Here is a 17,335-nt window from a genome sequence, read left to right on the forward strand (position 1 = left end):
CCTCGCAGAGAGCTAAGTCATGGCCGAAACGGCACTGGTCTTCGTACGATCGTCGGAGAGTGGAGGAGGTCGGATGCAGGTACGGGATCTGTTGGGCATGCCGGAGCTGGGGCTCAGGCTCCTGACCCCGGACGGCGACCTCGCAGGGGAGCTGCGCTGGGTCTACGCGACGGACCTGCTGGAACCGGCGACGTTCCTGACCGGCGGCGAGCTCGTCCTGACCAGCGAGGGCTGGTACCGGACCCCCGCGGACTGCGAGACCTTCGCCGCGTCCCTCGCCGACGGCGGCGCGGCCGCGCTGGTGGCCGGCGACATCCTGCTCGGCGAGGTGCCCCCGGCCCTCGTCGAGGCGTGCGCAAGGCGTGGCATCCCCGTCCTGGCCGCCCCACCCGAGATCTCCTACGGCGCGCTCTCCCGCACCGTCATCGAGCGCATCAACCGCGAACGCGGCCTCGAACTCGCCGACGTCCTCGGCCGCCACCGGCGTCTCGTCGGCGCCCTCGTCGAGGGCGCGGACCTCGGCGGCCTCGTCGCCATGCTGGCCGCCGAACTCCGCACCGACTGCTGGGCCCTGTCCTCGGCGGGCCGCCTCCTCGCGGGCCCCGCCGAGCCCCTCCCCGGCTCCGCCCGCGCCCGGCTCGCCGCCACCGTCCAGCGGGCCGAACGGCTTCCGGCGACCATCGACGGCTACCGGGTCCTGCCCATAGGCCGGCGCAGCGCGGGCGGCGGCCTGCTCGTCGTACGCGGGGAACCGTCCGACCCGGAGGCCGCCGAGCAGACGGCGGAACTCCTCGCCCTGGGCGGAGCCCGCCGCGACGAACGCCGCCGCACGGAACAGCGCTTCCACGCCGACCTGGTCGAGCTGATCGAGCAGGCGGCACCGCCCGCCGCGCTCGCGACCCGGCTTCGGACCGCGGGACTCGACCCGACCGTCCCCCTACTGGTCCTGACCGCCCTCACCCGGGGCGCGCTGCGGCCCTGGGACCTGGCCGCCGACCTCGCCGAGAGCGTCCTCGACGAGAGCCCGGACACCCGCACCGTCGTCGCCGGCGGCGAACACGGCCTGACCCTCCTGATCTCGCCCGGCCCCGCCCTCGACGACACGTCCCTCGCCGACCTCCTGGAAGAACGTCTCGCCCGCTTCGAACCGGCCGCCGAGGGCGGCCGCATCGCCTTCGGCCTCGGCGCCCCCGCCACCGACGCCACCGGACTCGCCCGCGCCCTGGAGGAGTCCCGCCACGCCGCCCGCCTCGCCGCCCTCCGCCCCGCCCGCCTGGCCCTGGTCACCGCCCGCGCGCTCGACTCGCACCTGCTGCTCCTCGCCGGCGTCCCCGCCGACATCCGCGCCTCCTACCGGCGGCGCCTCCTCGGCCCCCTCCAGGAGTACGACGCCGAGCACGGCGCCGACATGGTCCACACCCTGACCGTCTTCCTGGAACACAACGGCGCCTGGCGCACCACCGCCACCGCCCTCCACATCCACGTCAGCACCCTCCACTACCGCATCGGCCGCATCCAGCAGCTGACCGACCGCGACCTCTCCACCGCCCGCGACCGGGTCGACCTCTACCTCGCCTGCGCGATCGACGAGGAATGAGCCGCAAGCCGGGTTTGGCCCCGATGGCGTGCCCATGCGTTGCCGGCGCGGCACCGTTTTGGTGTCGGGGGCCGAGCACTGGGCAGCAGAACCTCGCCCGCGGCCTCCGAGGCCGGTAGGCGTCCGCTTCAGGACCAGGCGGAGCACCGGCCTCTGTTCTGGACGCGCAGCAAGCCCCACACCCTGGCACCTGCCCAGGCCGGCTCAGCGTGGCCTGGGCAACAAAGAAGTCCCCGGCCGTTGGCCTGGGGCTTTTTCAAGGAGCGGGTGACGAGGATCGAACTCGCGCTCCGGGCTTGGGAATCACCCAGGGCTCGGGCCTTCAAAGAGTCTCTGTTCTGCGGAAACCGACGCTGTCGGCGAGACTCTCGTCGTCTTCCCGTGCCTGCCGGTGACTGCTGTTCCCCGTCTCTGCCGGCACGTTGTGGCACGAGGTGCCGCGGCCAGGATGCGCAGAATCTCGTTCTGCATGAACCGGACAGCTGCCGTGACTGAGGACGCGGCTACTCCGCGCGGTGCCGGCCGCCGCCGTTCCACAGCGCGAGCGTTTCGGCAATGCGTGCCGGGCGCATGTACGCGATACCCCAGGCCAACACGGGGACTGCCGTGACAAGTGGAGTCCACACCTCGTCCGGCGCGCCCATTGCCGTGGCACCTGCGGCGAGGCCACCCATGATGATTACTGCGAACGCCGCCTTGACCCATTTCCGGCGCACCGCAGGCTCGACGCCTTCGAGGTCTTCGGCATCGAGCAGCGCCAAAGTGAGGCCCGCCGTGTACCGAGTGCTAATTTTCAGCAGCATGGCATGCGTGTCTTCGAGAACTTTCTTGGTGTCGGATTCGCGCTCCTGTCGGATTTCTGCAGCGCGGAGTGCTCCGACCACCAGCTCGGCATGCTCGGAAAATTCTTGGCTACGAGTGAACGCCCTTCTTCGGTGCCGACTTCGCCAGGCGGAATAGACAGCACTTTCCGCACGTTTCAGACTGACCAGCGATGCTTCTCCATCGGTTTCCAGCTGATTATGTGCGCGACCTACCTCCTTGCAGATATTCAGGAGCCTGACTGTCGGCCAACAGCGATTCACTTCACTGGCCAGACCGGGTCTGGCGGGGGCTGGCGACCCGCCCGCCCCCGGAAGAGCGCGGCTCAGTCGTCGGTGCAAGCTGTACCAGATATCGAATGTCAACGGATATGCCATCATGATGACGACCACCAAGAGAAGCGCTGCTGCAGCTGTGGTAGCGGTGTGCGCGGGGTGTTCCAGCGGATGCTGCACTGCCGTTTTCACGTCGCCCCACCTCTCACGGACGAAATTCACCTTCGGGTCCCACAGCTTACCGAGCGAGTCCGTCCATCCGAGATTGCAACCCTGAGCATCATTTCTGGTGCCGAGCCTCATCGATTTCTCGCATTTTCCGCCAAACCAGAGAGACAGAGTATTCCCGATTGGTTCGATATTCACCAGAAGCCACACAGTAAGGGCAAGTACGGTCGCCTGTCGCGCGGTCCACAAGTGGGAATTGGCGTGCCAGGTCTTGATGTCCCTGACCAGGCGGCTTCGTTCATCGCTGGAAATGCTGGAAGCTGCGGATTCCATGTGTGTCACGGCGTTCTGTATATACAGTTCCGCGAATTCTGCCGCCCGTTCTTGCTGGTGGCTGCTTGTCGGCTCGAATATCTGCCTTATCCATCCGTTCAGGCGTCTACCCAGCAGGCGCCTGAACGCTAATGACAAGAGGATGATGGCTATGACGATGGCGCCATGCAAAAAGAGAATAAGTATCACACCAGTGAGCGCCTTCGGAAGGTGTTGGAAAAAGTCAATTCCTTTGGTTGCCCAACTTGCATAGGTAAACTGATCTGCGTAGAGGCTGAGCATGTTGGCCTCGTATTCCTTCCCGAACTTGCCGAACCCGCCGCTGTGGCACTGGGGCCGGGGCGGCGCGGGACTGCCCTCTCCGCCTTTTGCGTCGTGGGCTGTGGAGCAGCGAACCATTTCACGGTAGAGGTTCGCCTGACAGTGCGTGAGGTGTTCGCCGGACAAAGCCTGGGACCGAGATTCCTCCGCAGGTGAGCGGTCCGTGGCGTGGAAGGAGGAAGCTTCGTTGAGCGGGGTGGCCTGCCAAGTCACCTTGTGTCCAAAGGCTCGTAACGCGATTACGGTCGGGCCTTCTTGAGGCGCCTCCAACAGAGCGGTTTGCGACAACACCCCGCAGGATCGCGGCGACGGTCACGCCGCGTGAGCGAAAAGGCAGCCTCACCGATACGAATTCCGGACGGGTGCTCCCGGCCACGACGCTGTAACCGCGGTCATCCACGGTGTATCGGTCACCGGACACCTCGTAGATCCTGAAGTGCTGCTCCATCCCGGGACGGCGCGTCCGTGGGCAGCCGGCAGCGCGGTCACCAGGTAGTACGAGGCGCGGATGCGGGTGGCGGTCTCGAACAAATCCGGGGCGATGTGCCCGAGCTGCCGCCCAGGACCCAGAACCGTGGTCGGCCACCGACCGCACGCGCCAGTCGGTGTCCGGCGTGCTGCAACAGCGTGAGCATGGCGGTGTCTGTTCACCGACTGCGCCTACGACAAGTACTGCGCCTACGACAAGTATCGACGCCTGCTCCGCGCTCACGGCGTCACGCCGAGCATTGCCCGCAGGGGCGCCACCCAAGGATCCGGCCTGGGCAAGACAGGTGGGTCGTCGAGCGCACCTTCGTCTGGCTCCACCAGTTCAAGTGACCGGACCCGTTGCAGGATACGAGCCGGCCTTCACCCCGGATGCTCCAACTCATCTGCAGCATTGTCTGCTTGCGGCGAATCCGAACCTCATTCCGAAATGATCAGTTAGCCGCCGACTCTGTTGCACCAGACGACTCGGCAGTGCGATGCCGGACGCTGGCCAGAGGCTGGGCCAGGGCTCTGCCGTCAACGGAACGTACATTTCGTAAGATCAGCGGATGAGTGCAGAGGTAACGGGGCGGCCCAGGGTCGAGCAGAAGTGGGGCTTCGGCATGGCGCCGATCAAGCCGCCTGTCCAGACCGAACGCGTCAGGGCAGCCCACACCACACTGGCGACCCTGACGAAGGGGCGAACAGCGGCTCTCGGACGGTTGGACGACCTGTCTGTGATCAAGGGGCTGTTCACCCGTACCTACAAGAAGGACCAGTGGGACTGGTTCACGGTATGGAGCCAACTTGGCTTTCCGGCCCACCGAGCAGCAAGAACAGTCTCTGGTGACCTTCTTGCGCTGCGTCGGGCGATACAGGACTGTGAAACCATCACGACATCGAGACTGATCAGCTCTCTAGGCAGTCAGGGGCTGGTCGACACCCTTCAGCGGTACATCGATGGAACGCCTCTGCGTAGGCCTGGACACGGCTTCATTTATGTACTTTCAACCCGTGAGATGCCTGGCATCCTCAAGGTGGGATACACGGACAGAGACGTCGCGACACGTGCGCGAGAGATCAACTCCTCGACGGGCGTTCCCATTCCGTACGGGGCGCGCGGAGCCTGGATGGTCCCGCATGCCCGTCACGTTGAAAGCGAGGTGCACGCGCTGCTCGCGGAGTACCGACTCAGGAAGGACCGTGAGTTCTTCCGTATGGATTTCGGTCAGGCGGCCGGGCTGATTGACGCCTACGTCAGCACGATGCCCGCGTCGGGATGAACAGCGCCCGCGAGAGCATGGCGCGCCACTCGGCACGTGGGTCGGCCATCCGGTCCGGCACGGACGCCGACAGCGGGACCGGCCTCGCCCGGTACGGACGCAGAGCCCCAGCAACGGCAGCAGGGCCCGGACCATACGTCGCGGTCCCGGGCCCTGCCCCGTGCGGTGCCGCCGCCCTGCGGCGGCGGCGCGTCAGCTCTGTGCGGTGTCGTCGCTCGTCTGCCCGGCGCTCTCGGCCGTGCCTGCCTTCTCACGCATCTTGCGCACCAGCTCCGCCTTCCGGTCAGCGGCACCCTTGCGGTCGAGGTTGCGGTGCGGACCATTGTTCTGCCGTTCGGCGCGGGACAGCCGCTTGCGCTGGCCGCCGCCCATGCCCACGGGGTTGTTGATGTTCTTGCTCACGGTCATGGGTTCTCCCGGAATGATGTGAAGTGATCTAACGGATTCATCGGTGGGGGACGGGCGCGGCGACGTCGAGGGACGTCAGCAGGGGCCCATCACGCTCTCACTCGTAAATCGATGTCTGGAAGAACACGACAAAGACGTTACCCGGTTCCGTCGGCCCCGCACGCCAAGCATTTCGCCGCCCCGGCGTCGGCCGGGCTTGCGGTGAGCGCCCCTGGGTCAGCCGTTTCCTCCCAGGAATCTCAGCACCCGCCGGTGGTCGCCGCGTGCCAGGGTAGGCCCAGATGGACGTTGGTGGGCCTGTCCCGGGGCGTGGTCAGTGGTCGCGAGCGCACCGGCGACATGAGCACCGGATCCGTGGAACCCGGCGCACACCGACGCGGCAGCCGAGCCATCGGCCTACCCATGACCGACCCGACAAGCGAAACGGACTGCCGGAGTGCGCGACTGCCTGTCAGGAGGTTTGAGGTTGAGGCGAGACCAAGGCAGTCACGGCACGTGAATGGCACGCGCCAAAGGGGTCTAGACAATAAACAAGGCCCTGGTCTTCAACCAGGGCCCTCATTATGGAGCGGGTGACGAGAATCGAACTCGCGCTCTGAGCTTGGGAATCACCTGGTACCGCGCCTTGCTCACGGTGTCTGATCTGCGGGAACGAGTGTCGGCGGACCTGTCCTGATAAGCGTCGGCTGTCCTTTGGTGACCGCTGTTCACCGCCCCTTCTGGCACGTTGTGGCACGGCCTACTGTGCGGCGTCGGCGAAGGCCCCCGGGAAGGAAGCCAGCTTGCCCGGTGGGGTGTGGTGGGGCGGGATGCCCAGTTGCCAGTTGTACGGGCGTGACTGCTCAGGCGGGCGGTGCACCTCGCAAATGGCGCATCAGCTGTTCAAGCGCGTGCCAGCTCTCGGCGGTCTCTCCGTCGCCGAGTGGGTAGTAGAAGCCGGGTCGGGCGTTCGGCCCCAGTCGCACCGGGTGTTCCTTGAGTGGTGTTCTGCTCGCGGTGTCGTGCCCTGCCTCCCGGACCTCCGTGGGGCCCAGTGCGAAGGCGTAGGGCAGTGGTGGGTGTTCGAAGTGGGGTGGGGCGCTCAGGTCTTGGCGTGCCGCGCGGAGTTGGCACAGCATGGTCTTCAGTCCGTGCCGGGTCACCAGGTCGTCGGCCAGTTCCGGCAGTGCTTCCAGGGGCGGCTTCTCATCGTTCCCGTAGCCCACTGTGAGGGTGATGTCCTCCTCGACGCCTTCCGGTGTGCGGATCACGCGCAGAGTGGCGAGGGCGGGACGGTCCGGGGCGCCGACGACCACCGTCCAGGTGGGCTGCGGGGCACGCTCGTACGCCAGCTCGGTCAGCTGACGCCTCGACCAGGTCAGACCGGCAGGTTCCGATGTTCCCCAGCCGGCCGGGGGAGCGCCGGTGATCGCCTGCCAGGCGGCTTCCAGCGCGCCGCCGAGAACGAGGTCCGCTCTGGGAGGGTGCAGGGTGCGGAAGGAAAGGATGAGCTGACACTCGCCGCTGGGCCGAACCTCTGCGAAGGCGTCCGCCACCGGGGTCTCACCGTTCTCGTCCCTATCCGGGGAGAAGGTGTCGTTCTGCCAGCGCAGTACCGCGCCGGTCAGCCCGTCGTAGTAGCCGCACCGTTCGTCCTGGACCACCCAGCGCGAGGATGTGGACTGCAGCAGCATGCGGGTGGGCAGGGAGAGACGGCAGTGCGGCGGGGTGACGATCTGAAGGGACCGGTCGCTGTCCACGGTGGCCCGCAGTGCCTCGGAGAGCCAGCTCGTCATGGGGACGACCGGCCGGTCCTGAAGGACGATGGCGGCCTTGCCGGTGAGCATGTCGACGGCCGGCTGGGCAGCGGCGGGGGCCGGTACGGCGGTGATACCGGAGACATCGACCGGGCTGGCTGCACCGACGGTGCCGGGGGCATCCGGCGGCCAAATTCTGCCGCCCAGAAGCATGGTCAGCCGTGCTGCGAAGGCACCCGCGAGCTGTTCGGCCTGGGGAACCCCCGCGGCTGCGCGGGCCTCGACCCACCACGCCGGGCCGTCGCCGGGCACCTCGGCACCGGGCCCCAGCAACCGGGCCGCCTCCCCTCGCACCTGGAGCAGCAGCGGCACCTCGATCGAGACGAGTGGACGACCCTCGGCATCACACAGCTGGACCACGGCACCCTCGCCGGCAGCCTCGACCCGCAGGTCCGGGCCGCCCGCGAGCAGGCCCGCCAGCACGCTCAGCGCGTCCGGTACACGCTCGGTGAGCGCGATCACGTCCTTGGTCATGCGAAGTATTCTCCGATCATGCGTGGTCGGCTGTCGTCTTGCTGCCGCCTTCCGCGGCAGCACGGATCACCGTTCCGTATCCCACTGCCTGGTCCCAGGCCGTCAGCACCAGGCAAGCCGACAACCGCCCGATCTCGGGCGCACCGGGGCCGTTCATCAAGGCAACGAGGTCAGGGGCACAGGGCCGGTGCAGCAGGGACGTTCGAGCGCGTCGTGGATCACGTCGTCGATGTCGTCCGTCGGCTGACCGCCGAAATCTGTGTCGCACAATTCACGATGGCAGTGCATGGGACGGCTACTGGATCCTCTGCGTTCGTCGCCGACGAGCCGCCTGAAGAGCCGCTCGACTTCGAAACCAGAGGAATCGGCAGATCAGCGAAAACCAGTCACCTGCTGCAGAATTCGTGGATTCCGGCTAATAGGCCGCCAGGCCCTATTGTGATGGGCGACGCGGAGGAATCACTCGTACTTGTCCGCCTCGTGCACCGATCCATGCCTCGAGTTCTGCGCCGGCCAGCTCTTGGGATGATTCGCCGCTGAAGACAGTGATCGGCCCGAAAACGGTACCCGTCAGGCCACGCACCACTGTAGTGTCGTCGACTTTGATCTCGAAGAAGTTCTCGTCAAGGACAGCATCGGTCAGGTCTGCTCCCCTCATGTCGGTGTCGATCAGCGAAGCACCGAGGAACCGTGCTCTGCGGAAGCTCGCTCCCGACGCGTCGACATCGCACAGCGAAGCCCGGACCAAGTCCGTTCCGTCGAGCCGCGCTGATCGGAGCACCGCCTCGTCCAGGTTCGCCCTGACGAGATCAGCTCCGGTCAGATCCGCTCCGGTCAGATCGGCCGACTGAAGGTCGGCCCGATAGAAGGACGTGCTGGCAAGTCGTACGCCTACCAGGATTGCGTCGGTGAACCATGCATTCGAGAAGTCTCCGCCCGAGAGGTCGGCGCCCCGGAAGTCACGGCCCATCCCGTTGAGGTTGTACTCACTCGAGGCTAGCCATTCCTGCAGTTGCCGTGTGGCGTCCGGATCAGTGGGGAGCACGTTCGGCTTCCAGTTCTTACGGATACCAGATGACACGATCTCCCCAACCGCGGCTTTCAACAGTTGCCCTGACGCTGTCGATTGCCGCTTGATTTGCATTCCGGATGTCAATAATTACTATACGTCCGCGCTTTTCGATCTGCTTCACCAGTTGTTTGTTGACCCATGCCTCATTATGGGCCGGGTCGTACGCACCCTTGAACGGCTGGGACTTGTCGCGCACATTATTGAAGGGAGGATAGTCGGAGTGGACGCCCTTGATGTCATAATACTCGCCGGTGGTTTCGGAATAGAACTCGCCCATATCGGCTTCCGGTCGGCGGATGTCCTTCGGGAGACGTCCGCTCTCCCGAAGGTCGAGGCCGACCCGGGCCTCATCCATCGATTTTTCATCGATCTGATTCTTGTGATCCGGGTCGTGCTTCAGATGGTCGAATTCTTCTGGAGCCCGCTTCTCCACGTCTTCTAGATGGCCCCAGTGCGCTGCCTTTTGCTCCGCCGTCAGCTCCGGAATCGGCTCGTTCGCACGATCGCCGGGCGTCGTGCCTGTCTCACCCGAAGCATCCGATGTTCCTGTTCCCCCGTGCTCCTGCGTCTCCGTGCCAGGCGTGTGCTTCTCCACCTGGCCATCGGCACCGTCACCGGATCCATGATCGGCAGAGCCGGACGCAGGGCCGCCACCTGCGTCGCCGCTGTGGGCTCCGTCGCCGCCATGAGTGCTTTCCGAGTGGCCGCGCGTGCCCGTACCCGGGGCTTCGCCATGGCCACCGCCGCCGGAAGGCGCGCGCGAACCCACGCCACTGCCCGAGCCGTCACCGGTCGTCGGGTAGTCCGCGGCGTGGCCGCCCGTGGACGGTGTGTGGTGCGTGCCACTGTCACCCGTCGGGTGTGCCCCGTCTCCAGGGTGCGCCGAGCCGGTCGGGTGGCCCGCCGAGTTCTCCGCATGGCTGGGCCCGCCCGCGCCCTCAAGCACCTTCTCCTTGACGGGGGTGGTCTCGTGCGTGTTGGGCAGGTTGTCCTTGTGTGGCTCCCGGACGGGTTGAGTATCAGGAACGACGTTGCCGTGCTCGTCCCTGATGTACGCATCATCGCCGATGATGCGCTTCTTGCCCGTGTGGTCGACGTACTCATGGCCGGGGGGCGCGTCCACTCCGCCTGCGTGAGGCGGAGTCCCGGTGGGCGCGCTGCGAGCCATGTCGTCGATGCCTGCCTGGCTGGCCTTCAGGCCCTCCATGAAGTCGCCGACCTTCAGCTTGGTGACACCCGCCGCCTTGCCGAGGTAACTCATCGGGTCGACGAGCGCGCCGGCCTTGCCCAGCGCGGTCACAGCCTCCGCGCCCACACCCAGCTTTCCGGCCTTGCCGAGCTTGAGTAACGAGCCTGAACCGAGCGTCGCACCGTTGAAGAGCACCGCCCCGAACGCCCGTGAAGGATCCTTGTCCCACTCGTCCCAAGCGACCAGCGACTTACCGAAGTTACGCAGAGCTGCCTTTTGCTGTTCACGGTCGCTGTGGTCGACCGGGCCGAACATCTTGTCCATCGCCCAGTCGTAGGGCGTGATGAGGTAGGCGCTGATCCCGCCGAAGACGCTACCGATGCCCGACCAGGTGTTCTTGAAATTGTCCCAGTCGAACACGTTGACCATGCTGCCCAGGCCCTTGATCGTGCCCCAGACACCGTCGACGAAGAACCCCTTCAGCCCACCGCCGACATGACCCTTCGTCCACTCCCATGCAGCCCGTAGGCCCGTGTACTCACGCTCGTCGGCCGTCCCCCAAGGTGTTTCCTTGGCGTCCTTGACGTCGCTTTCCTTGAAGCCGTACATGCCGGCCTTGTGTGAGCCGTCATCAACAACGAAGCGCGTACCGCCCACCAATGAAGTGATCTTGTTGGCCGCATCACGCTCAACGCCCTGGAACGCCACCCATGTCGTGCCGACCTCACGGACAAGACGCGCGTTCTCGTCGATCTTGTCCTGGTCCTTCTGCCAGTCGTCGTCTTCCTTGTTCTCCGCGACGAATTTCTCCGCATCCTCGCGGAGATGCTTCATCTTGTTCACCAGCGGACGGGCGGTCGACGCGAACTCGGTCAACGCACCACTGACAGACTCCAGCTTTTTCGCGAACTCATCCGCCTTGTCCCGCACCGGGACGGTCGAATTGAGCAACTCCTCCTGCTCGGGGGCGTCATAGACCGCGTCCAATGCTTGGAAAGCGTTGTGAGTGTCCTTGCCCGTACCGCGAATGCTGGAGGCAGTCGACTTCAGTGAAGTCGCCTGCGTCTCCAAGGCATCCAGATCGCCCGTGAAGGTCGGTATCTTCTCCAGGTCAATCATTTCTTGAGACCCTTCAATTCTTCCGGGGTCGGAGCCTTGGAGTACTCCTCCTGCTTGTTCCTTGCCATCTCCAGATCGCCCTTGATGTACTCCTCAGTGGCCAGGCGCGCCCCGGTGATGGATTTCCCCGTCCGAACAGCAAGAAATTTCAATTCGCCGTTCGTATGCTCCTGGAACTCTTGCAACGCCTGAGCCACGGGGCCGAACGCGCCCCCTCTGGGAATTTCGGTCCCGCCCAGAACCATCGTCCCCGCACACGTCGCGGCGCCCAGCAAGCCCTCGCCGTACGACGTGAACTCTTCCTCGAACTCGCCGCCGACCTCGGCTGTCCTGCTCAGGACTCCACGAACGCCATCCGGCTTGATGTCCCACTTGGACACGGTCCCCCCGCTCCGTAATCGTCTCTTTCCAGTGCCCCGGCGTCCGCCCAGTGCCCCGGCGTCCGCCGATTGCCTCGACGGCGGCCGTGGCCCTGACCGGCGCCTGGTGCGCCGTGCCGTCGTTGTACCCCAACGTCGAGCGCGCGATGATCAGGCAGGTCTCGGTCGCTATCTCGTGTCAGTCATCGGTCCGGTCAACACCGCTTGATCACACCGCACTTCACGAGCTGGACACCGTCGCTTCCCAGGGCCCGCCGTCCGATCACCACGGCTTGCACCGGTGTGTCATGTCCATCAATAGCGCATTACCACTTGCAAAGTGGATAGAGGAACGTCCACATACCTTTTACCGTAGCAGTGGTATTCATTATGGAATCAGCCACCGCAATGCAGTTGCGGCAAAGTTCGGCTCGGCCAGACAGATGAGCAGCCGCGCTCGGCAGGGGCGATATGGCCGCTGACCTCGGCGGGAGCCGGCCCATGCACTTGGGCAGGTCCTGTTCCGCCAGCTTGACAAGGCCTTGGGCCGGCGGCGGCTGATTGGCTGCTTCCGCGCCTGCGGGCCGATGCGCTCCGAAGGGCAGATGGCCTTGCGCCGGAGTTCGGAGCTCACGCCCCGCTCGCCGGACGGTTCGCCAAGGCTGCTCCGGGGCTGGTGGCGAGGGCGACACCAAGTCGACAATGGATGTCCTCGCGATCCACTTTCCGGCCATCCTCCGCAGGGAGCTCGGCGCGGCTCCTCGACCGGTTCGCGGAGGAAGAGCCTGACGGGCTGCTGTTCGTGGCGGAGGAGGGAGTCCCGCGGCTCACAGGCCAGACCCTCTCTGCCCGGTCCAGCGCCACACTGCCGATCAGTACTCGGACACGGATCGTCGACCAGCTCGTACGGGCTGGGCGCACAGCGGCGGACCACTGGGCATCTGGCACGGATATGGCACGCGACGCATGGAGCAGGTCTCAGACAACAAACAAGGCCCTGGTCTCTGACCAGGGCCTTCATCATGGAGCGGGTGACGAGAATCGAACTCGCGCTCTGAGCTTGGGAAGCTCATGTTCTACCATTAAACTACACCCGCGAGGTGTGCCGCTGAGCGGCGTCTACCGTCCCATACTGTACCCCATGCCAGGTCCCCGGCGTTTGAGCCGTGGGGCCTTTTCGTTGTGGGGGAGAGTGGATGGGTGTGCCGTGGGCGGGAGTTGGGGGCGTAGCGTGGGGGTCGGAGTGCCGCCTGGAGTGACGTCCCGTTCATCCCCTAATGTGGCTTTCTCGTCCAAGGCTTGTTGGGGAAGGGACTTGATGGACTCCATGGAGCGCACCGTCGTCCGCTGTGCCGAAGGGCACGTTTTCGCTACCGCTTCGTTCCCGATGCAGCAGCTCGGGTCCGGGCGGATCGGTCCCGGGCGGCTTATTCGCTGTCCGCGTTGTGCGCGGTTGCGGCATGCCGTGCCCGTGGTGTCCGAGCGGCGGTAGCGGCGGCAGAGGCGGTGGCAGGCGCGCGGGGTGGTCCCGGATTGGGGTGGGCCCGCGCGTTCTGCGTATCCTCGGGGCGTGCTTCTCTCAGATAAGGACATCCGGGCCGAGATCGACGCCGGACGTGTGCGCATTGATCCGTTCGACGCGTCGATGGTGCAGCCCTCGAGCATCGATGTGCGGCTCGACCGCTACTTCCGGGTGTTCGAGAACCACCGCTATCCGCATATTGATCCGGCCGTCGAGCAGGCCGATCTGACTCGCATGGTCGAGCCGGACGGCGACGAGGCGTTCATCCTGCACCCCGGTGAGTTCGTGCTCGCTTCGACGTACGAAGTCATTTCGTTGCCCGACGATCTCGCGTCGCGGCTGGAGGGCAAGAGTTCGCTGGGGCGGCTCGGGCTCGTCACGCATTCGACCGCCGGGTTCATCGACCCCGGTTTCTCCGGGCACGTGACGCTGGAGCTGTCGAATCTGGCGACGCTGCCGATAAAGCTGTGGCCGGGCATGAAGATCGGGCAGCTGTGCATGTTCCGGCTGAGCTCGCCCTCGGAGTTCCCGTACGGCTCCGAGCGGTACGGGTCGCGGTACCAGGGCCAGCGCGGGCCGACCGCGTCGCGTTCCTTCATGAACTTCCACCGGACCCAGGTGTGACGACGGGATGACCATGAGCGGCGGAACGAACGTGGACGATGTGCGGGAGAACCTCACTTACGAGGGGTTCGGCCGCGCCGTGCGTGAGCTGGCGCAGACCGTGGCGGACGACGGGTTCGAGCCCGATGTGGTGCTCAGCATCGCGCGGGGCGGGGTATTCGTCGCCGGCGGGCTGGCCTACGCGCTGGACTGCAAGAACATTCACCTGGTGAACGTGGAGTTCTACACCGGGGTGGGCACCACCCTGGAAATGCCGGTGATGCTGGCGCCCGTTCCGAATGCCATCGACTTCTCGGACAAGAAGGTCCTGATCGCCGACGATGTCGCCGATACCGGGAAGACGCTGAAGCTGGTGCGTGATTTCTGTATCGATCATGTCGCCGAGGTCCGCAGCGCGGTCATCTACGAGAAGTCGCATTCGCTGGTGAAGTGCGAATACGTGTGGAAGAAGACCGACCGCTGGATCAACTTCCCGTGGAGTGTGGACAAGCCCGTCGTACGGCGCAGCGGGCAGGTTCTCGACGCCTGAGCCCCGGACGGGGCAGGCCCGGATGCGGGACCGTCAGTGGCGTTTCTGGGTGTTGAGGCGGGCTGCCTGGCGGGTGAGGTGGTCGCGTTCGGGGTGGTTGGGCGCCTTTTCGGCCGCCTCCGCGTAGAGGCGTGCCGCTGTCGTCAGGTCGCCGGCCCGTTCGTGGAGGTAGGCCGCCGCCGCGGTGTGGCGGGGCAGCGAGTCGTCCAGCGTCGCGAGTGCTGCCAACCCGGCGCGTGGTCCGTCGGCCTCGCCGATGGCCACCGCGCGGTTGAGGCGGACGACCGGGTTGTCGGTCAGGCGGGCGAGCTCGTCGTACCACTCGACGATCTGCACCCAGTCGGTCTCCTCGGCGGTGGGCGCGTCGGCGTGCAGGGCCGCGACGGCGGCCTGGGCCTGGAACTCGCCCAGCCGGTCGCGGGCGAGGGCCGCCTGGAGGATTTCGACGCCCTCGGCGATCGCCCCGGTGTCCCACCGGGTGCGGTCCTGCTCGGCGAGCGGGACCAGGCTGCCGTCCGGTGCGGTCCGCCCGGCGCGCCGGGCGTGGTGGAGCAGCATGAGGGCGAGCAGCCCCGACACCTCGGGGTGGTCGATCGCGGCCGCGAGCTGCCGCGTGAGCCGGATCGCCTCGGCGGCGAGGTCCACGTCGCCGGAGTAGCCCTCGTTGAAGACCAGGTAGAGGACGCGCAGCACGGTGGCGACATCGCCGGGCCGGTCGAACCGCACGCCCGAGACGGTGCGCTTGGCCCGGCTGATGCGCTGCGCCATGGTCGCTTCGGGCACCAGGTAGGCCCGGGCGATCTGGCGCGTGGTGAGGCCGCCGACGGCGCGCAGGGTGAGCGCGACGGCGGACGACGGGGTCAGCGACGGGTGGGCGCACAGGAAGTAGAGCCGGAGCGTGTCGTCCGCCGAGGGCGCGGGGCCGGGCGCCGGTTCCTCGTCGACGAGGTCCTCGCGCCGGCGGCGGGCGGTCTCCGCCCGGCTCGCGTCGAGGAACTTGCGCCAGGCCGCCGTGATCAGCCAGCCCTTCGGGTCGCGCGGGGGGTCGGCCGGCCAGACGCGGACCGCCTCGACCAGCGCGTCCTGCACGGCGTCCTCGGCCGCCGCGAAGTCGGCTCCGCGGCGGACGAGGATCCCGAGCACGCCCGGTGTGAGGCTTCTGAGAAGGGCCTCGTTCATCGGGGAGGTCACTCGGTGATGGTGGGCATCGCGGTCAGGAACGGGCGCAGCTCCAGCCACTCGTGGATCGGCTTCCCGCCCGCCCCGGGGGCCGCCGACAGCTCCCCGGCCAGCTCGACGGCGCGCTCGTAACTGTCGACGTCGATCACCATCCAGCCGGCGATGAGGTCCTTGGTCTCGGCGAACGGGCCGTCGGTGACCGGCGGGCGGCCCTCGCCGTCGTACTGGACGAAGGTCCCCTCGGGGGCGAGCGCCTGGGCGTCGACGAACTCGCCGGTCTTCTCCAGCCGGGCCGCGAAGTCGTTCATGTACTGCATGTGCGCGGAGATCTCCTCCGGCGTCCACCGGTCCATGGGGACATCGTTCACCGCGCTCGGAGCGCCGCGGTAGTGCTTGAGAAGCAGGTACTTGGCCATCGTGGTCTCCTCGGTGTTGGTGCGGACCATTGTGGTCGCGCTCACCACGGGGACGGAGCACGCCACGGGTTCTCGACATCACGCGCCCATGCATTTCGAAATTATTCGCCCGGGAACTCCGAAACCCCCGGCGCACGGGAGGCGCCGGGGGTTTCGGGGTGTGCGCGGGCGGGCGTCAGATGGTGCCCAGCTTGATGATCGACAGCAGGGCGATCAGCTGGATCGCGGACGCGCCCAGTGCCTTCGGCCAGGGCAGGTCGTGCGATTTGCTCACCATCGAGGTGAACAGCGCGGCCGAGGCCAGCCAGGTGATCCAGCCGAGGATCTGGACCAGGGAGTTCTCGCCGCCGAGGAAGACCGCGAAGATCAGGCGGGGCGCGTCCGTGATCGACATGATCAGCATGGACAGGCCCACCGTCGGCTGCCACGCGCCGTCGCCGCCCAGCTGGCGGGCGAGCGTGTGCGTGACCGCGCCGAGAACCAGGCCGCCGATGACGAAGCCGAGGCCCGTGATGACGACGTAGGGCACCGCCGTGGAGATCGTCGCGTGGATCGCGTCGTCCCGGGCCTGGTCGAAGCCGAAGAGCGCGAGCAGGCCGTACAGGAACGTGACGATGAGCGCCGGACCCCAGACGGGGTAGTCGCGCATCTGCCAGAACGTCGGTCCCGGGCGGAGCACGATGCCGCTGAGCAGCTGCTTCCACGGCAGCCGGGGGCCCGAGGGCTGGGCGGGGGCCTGGCCGGCGCGGTAGGTGTCGCCGGGGCCGTACGGGTCCTCGCCGATGCTGAATGCCTGGGTGTGGCCGGGGGCGTTGGCGTACGGGTCGCCGTGCTGCGGGGAACCGTGGGGGTTCTGGGGCTGGTGGGGATGCTGAGGCTGCTGGTACGGGTCACCGAAGTACTCCGGTTCGCCGTGGCCGCCGCCCTGGCCGCCGTTGTAGCCACCGCCGTGACCGCCGCCGTTGTAGCCGCCGTTGCCGTGACCGCCGTTGTAGCCGCCGCCCTGGCCGCCGCCGTTGTAGCCGCCGTTGCCGTGGCCGCCGTTGTAGCCGCCGCCCTGGCCGCCGCCGTTGTAGCCGCCGTTGCCGTGGCCGCCGTTGCCTCCGTTGTTGTACGGGGGCGGGGCTGTGTTGCCTCCTGCCGGCGGCCAGGGCTGTTGACCGTACGGCGGTGGTTCCTGTGTGCCGTACGGCTGCTGCCGCGGTTGCTGTTGCGCTTGCTGCGGGGTGCGGTTGTCCCGGCCGCGTCCGATCCTGAATCCAGCCACGTCATCGAACGTACCTGGTCCGGGCCGGTGCGGTCAGGGGGCCTGGGGAACCTGCCCGCCATTGCCGCCGAGCTGTGACATCCCCTAGGGGAACCCCGGGGGGAACTCCCCAGG

13 protein-coding genes, 1 tRNA gene and 1 pseudogene are annotated in these 17,335 nt (G+C 66.8%); 5 read left to right on the forward strand and 10 right to left on the reverse strand.

What is annotated here, in order from left to right:
* The first annotated feature begins 73 nt into the window (after nt 1-73).
* Nucleotides 74-1,597, forward strand: coding sequence for a PucR family transcriptional regulator (locus ACGF8B_RS02590; RefSeq protein ID WP_392734059.1), 1,524 nt, complete (start codon nt 74-76; stop codon nt 1,595-1,597).
* Nucleotides 1,598-2,100: 503 nt separating this feature from the next.
* On the opposite strand, the gene ACGF8B_RS02595 is transcribed toward ACGF8B_RS02590, so the two are convergent.
* Nucleotides 2,101-3,477, reverse strand: coding sequence for a hypothetical protein (locus ACGF8B_RS02595; RefSeq protein WP_392734061.1), 1,377 nt, complete (start codon nt 3,475-3,477; stop codon nt 2,101-2,103).
* Nucleotides 3,478-4,153: 676 nt separating this feature from the next.
* On the opposite strand from ACGF8B_RS02595, the pseudogene ACGF8B_RS02600 reads away from it, so the two are divergent.
* Both ACGF8B_RS02600 and ACGF8B_RS02605 read left to right on the forward strand, forming a co-directional pair.
* Nucleotides 4,154-4,422, forward strand: a pseudogene (locus ACGF8B_RS02600) (transposase); the annotation flags it as partial.
* Between the two features lie 131 nt (nt 4,423-4,553).
* A complete protein-coding gene (locus tag ACGF8B_RS02605; RefSeq protein WP_392734062.1) occupies nt 4,554-5,267 on the forward strand; it encodes a GIY-YIG nuclease family protein in 714 nt (237 codons plus the stop codon).
* Nucleotides 5,268-5,459: 192 nt separating this feature from the next.
* On the opposite strand, the gene ACGF8B_RS02610 is transcribed toward ACGF8B_RS02605, so the two are convergent.
* From ACGF8B_RS02610 to ACGF8B_RS02635, 6 genes are all read right to left on the reverse strand, one after another.
* Nucleotides 5,460-5,675, reverse strand: a complete 216-nt coding sequence (locus ACGF8B_RS02610) for a DUF6243 family protein (protein ID WP_392734064.1) — start codon at nt 5,673-5,675, stop codon at nt 5,460-5,462.
* 842 nt (nt 5,676-6,517) lie between these two features.
* Nucleotides 6,518-7,945, reverse strand: a complete 1,428-nt coding sequence (locus ACGF8B_RS02615; RefSeq protein ID WP_392734066.1) for a DUF6177 family protein — start codon at nt 7,943-7,945, stop codon at nt 6,518-6,520.
* Nucleotides 7,946-8,378: 433 nt separating this feature from the next.
* Nucleotides 8,379-9,026: a pentapeptide repeat-containing protein gene (locus ACGF8B_RS02620; protein WP_392734068.1), complete on the reverse strand. Its 648-nt coding sequence runs from the start codon at nt 9,024-9,026 to the stop codon at nt 8,379-8,381.
* Complete coding sequence (locus ACGF8B_RS02625) at nt 9,007-11,325, reverse strand: hypothetical protein (protein WP_392734070.1); 2,319 nt, start codon at nt 11,323-11,325, stop codon at nt 9,007-9,009. Before ACGF8B_RS02625 ends, ACGF8B_RS02620 begins: the two co-directional genes overlap by 20 nt.
* The gene (locus ACGF8B_RS02630; RefSeq protein ID WP_392734072.1) at nt 11,322-11,705 is read right to left on the reverse strand and encodes a DUF6507 family protein; all 384 of its coding nucleotides are present in this window, start codon (nt 11,703-11,705) and stop codon (nt 11,322-11,324) included. Before ACGF8B_RS02630 ends, ACGF8B_RS02625 begins: the two co-directional genes overlap by 4 nt.
* 1,002 nt (nt 11,706-12,707) lie before the next feature.
* A tRNA-Gly gene (locus tag ACGF8B_RS02635) sits at nt 12,708-12,781 on the reverse strand.
* Between the two features lie 473 nt (nt 12,782-13,254).
* On the opposite strand from ACGF8B_RS02635, the gene dcd reads away from it, so the two are divergent.
* On the forward strand, nt 13,255-13,830 hold the full coding sequence (gene dcd, locus ACGF8B_RS02640; RefSeq protein WP_072487843.1) for a dCTP deaminase: 576 nt from the start codon (nt 13,255-13,257) through the stop codon (nt 13,828-13,830).
* A 13-nt stretch (nt 13,831-13,843) separates the two neighbouring features.
* Nucleotides 13,844-14,359, forward strand: a complete 516-nt coding sequence (locus ACGF8B_RS02645) for a phosphoribosyltransferase (RefSeq protein WP_392734074.1) — start codon at nt 13,844-13,846, stop codon at nt 14,357-14,359.
* 33 nt (nt 14,360-14,392) lie between these two features.
* Here ACGF8B_RS02645 and ACGF8B_RS02650 read toward each other — a convergent pair whose 3' ends face one another.
* The 3 genes from ACGF8B_RS02650 to ACGF8B_RS02660 form a co-directional block, all read right to left on the reverse strand.
* Complete coding sequence (locus tag ACGF8B_RS02650; protein ID WP_392734460.1) at nt 14,393-15,538, reverse strand: RNA polymerase sigma factor; 1,146 nt, start codon at nt 15,536-15,538, stop codon at nt 14,393-14,395.
* A gap of 8 nt (nt 15,539-15,546) precedes the next feature.
* Nucleotides 15,547-15,954: a YciI family protein gene (locus ACGF8B_RS02655; RefSeq protein ID WP_342282622.1), complete on the reverse strand. Its 408-nt coding sequence runs from the start codon at nt 15,952-15,954 to the stop codon at nt 15,547-15,549.
* A gap of 175 nt (nt 15,955-16,129) precedes the next feature.
* On the reverse strand, nt 16,130-17,221 hold the full coding sequence (locus ACGF8B_RS02660) for a Yip1 family protein (protein WP_392734076.1): 1,092 nt from the start codon (nt 17,219-17,221) through the stop codon (nt 16,130-16,132).
* Between the last annotated feature and the right edge of the window lie 114 nt (nt 17,222-17,335).

It is taken from the genome of Streptomyces sp. NPDC047917 (assembly GCF_043204345.1).
GTDB lineage: Bacteria > Actinomycetota > Actinomycetes > Streptomycetales > Streptomycetaceae > Streptomyces > Streptomyces sanglieri.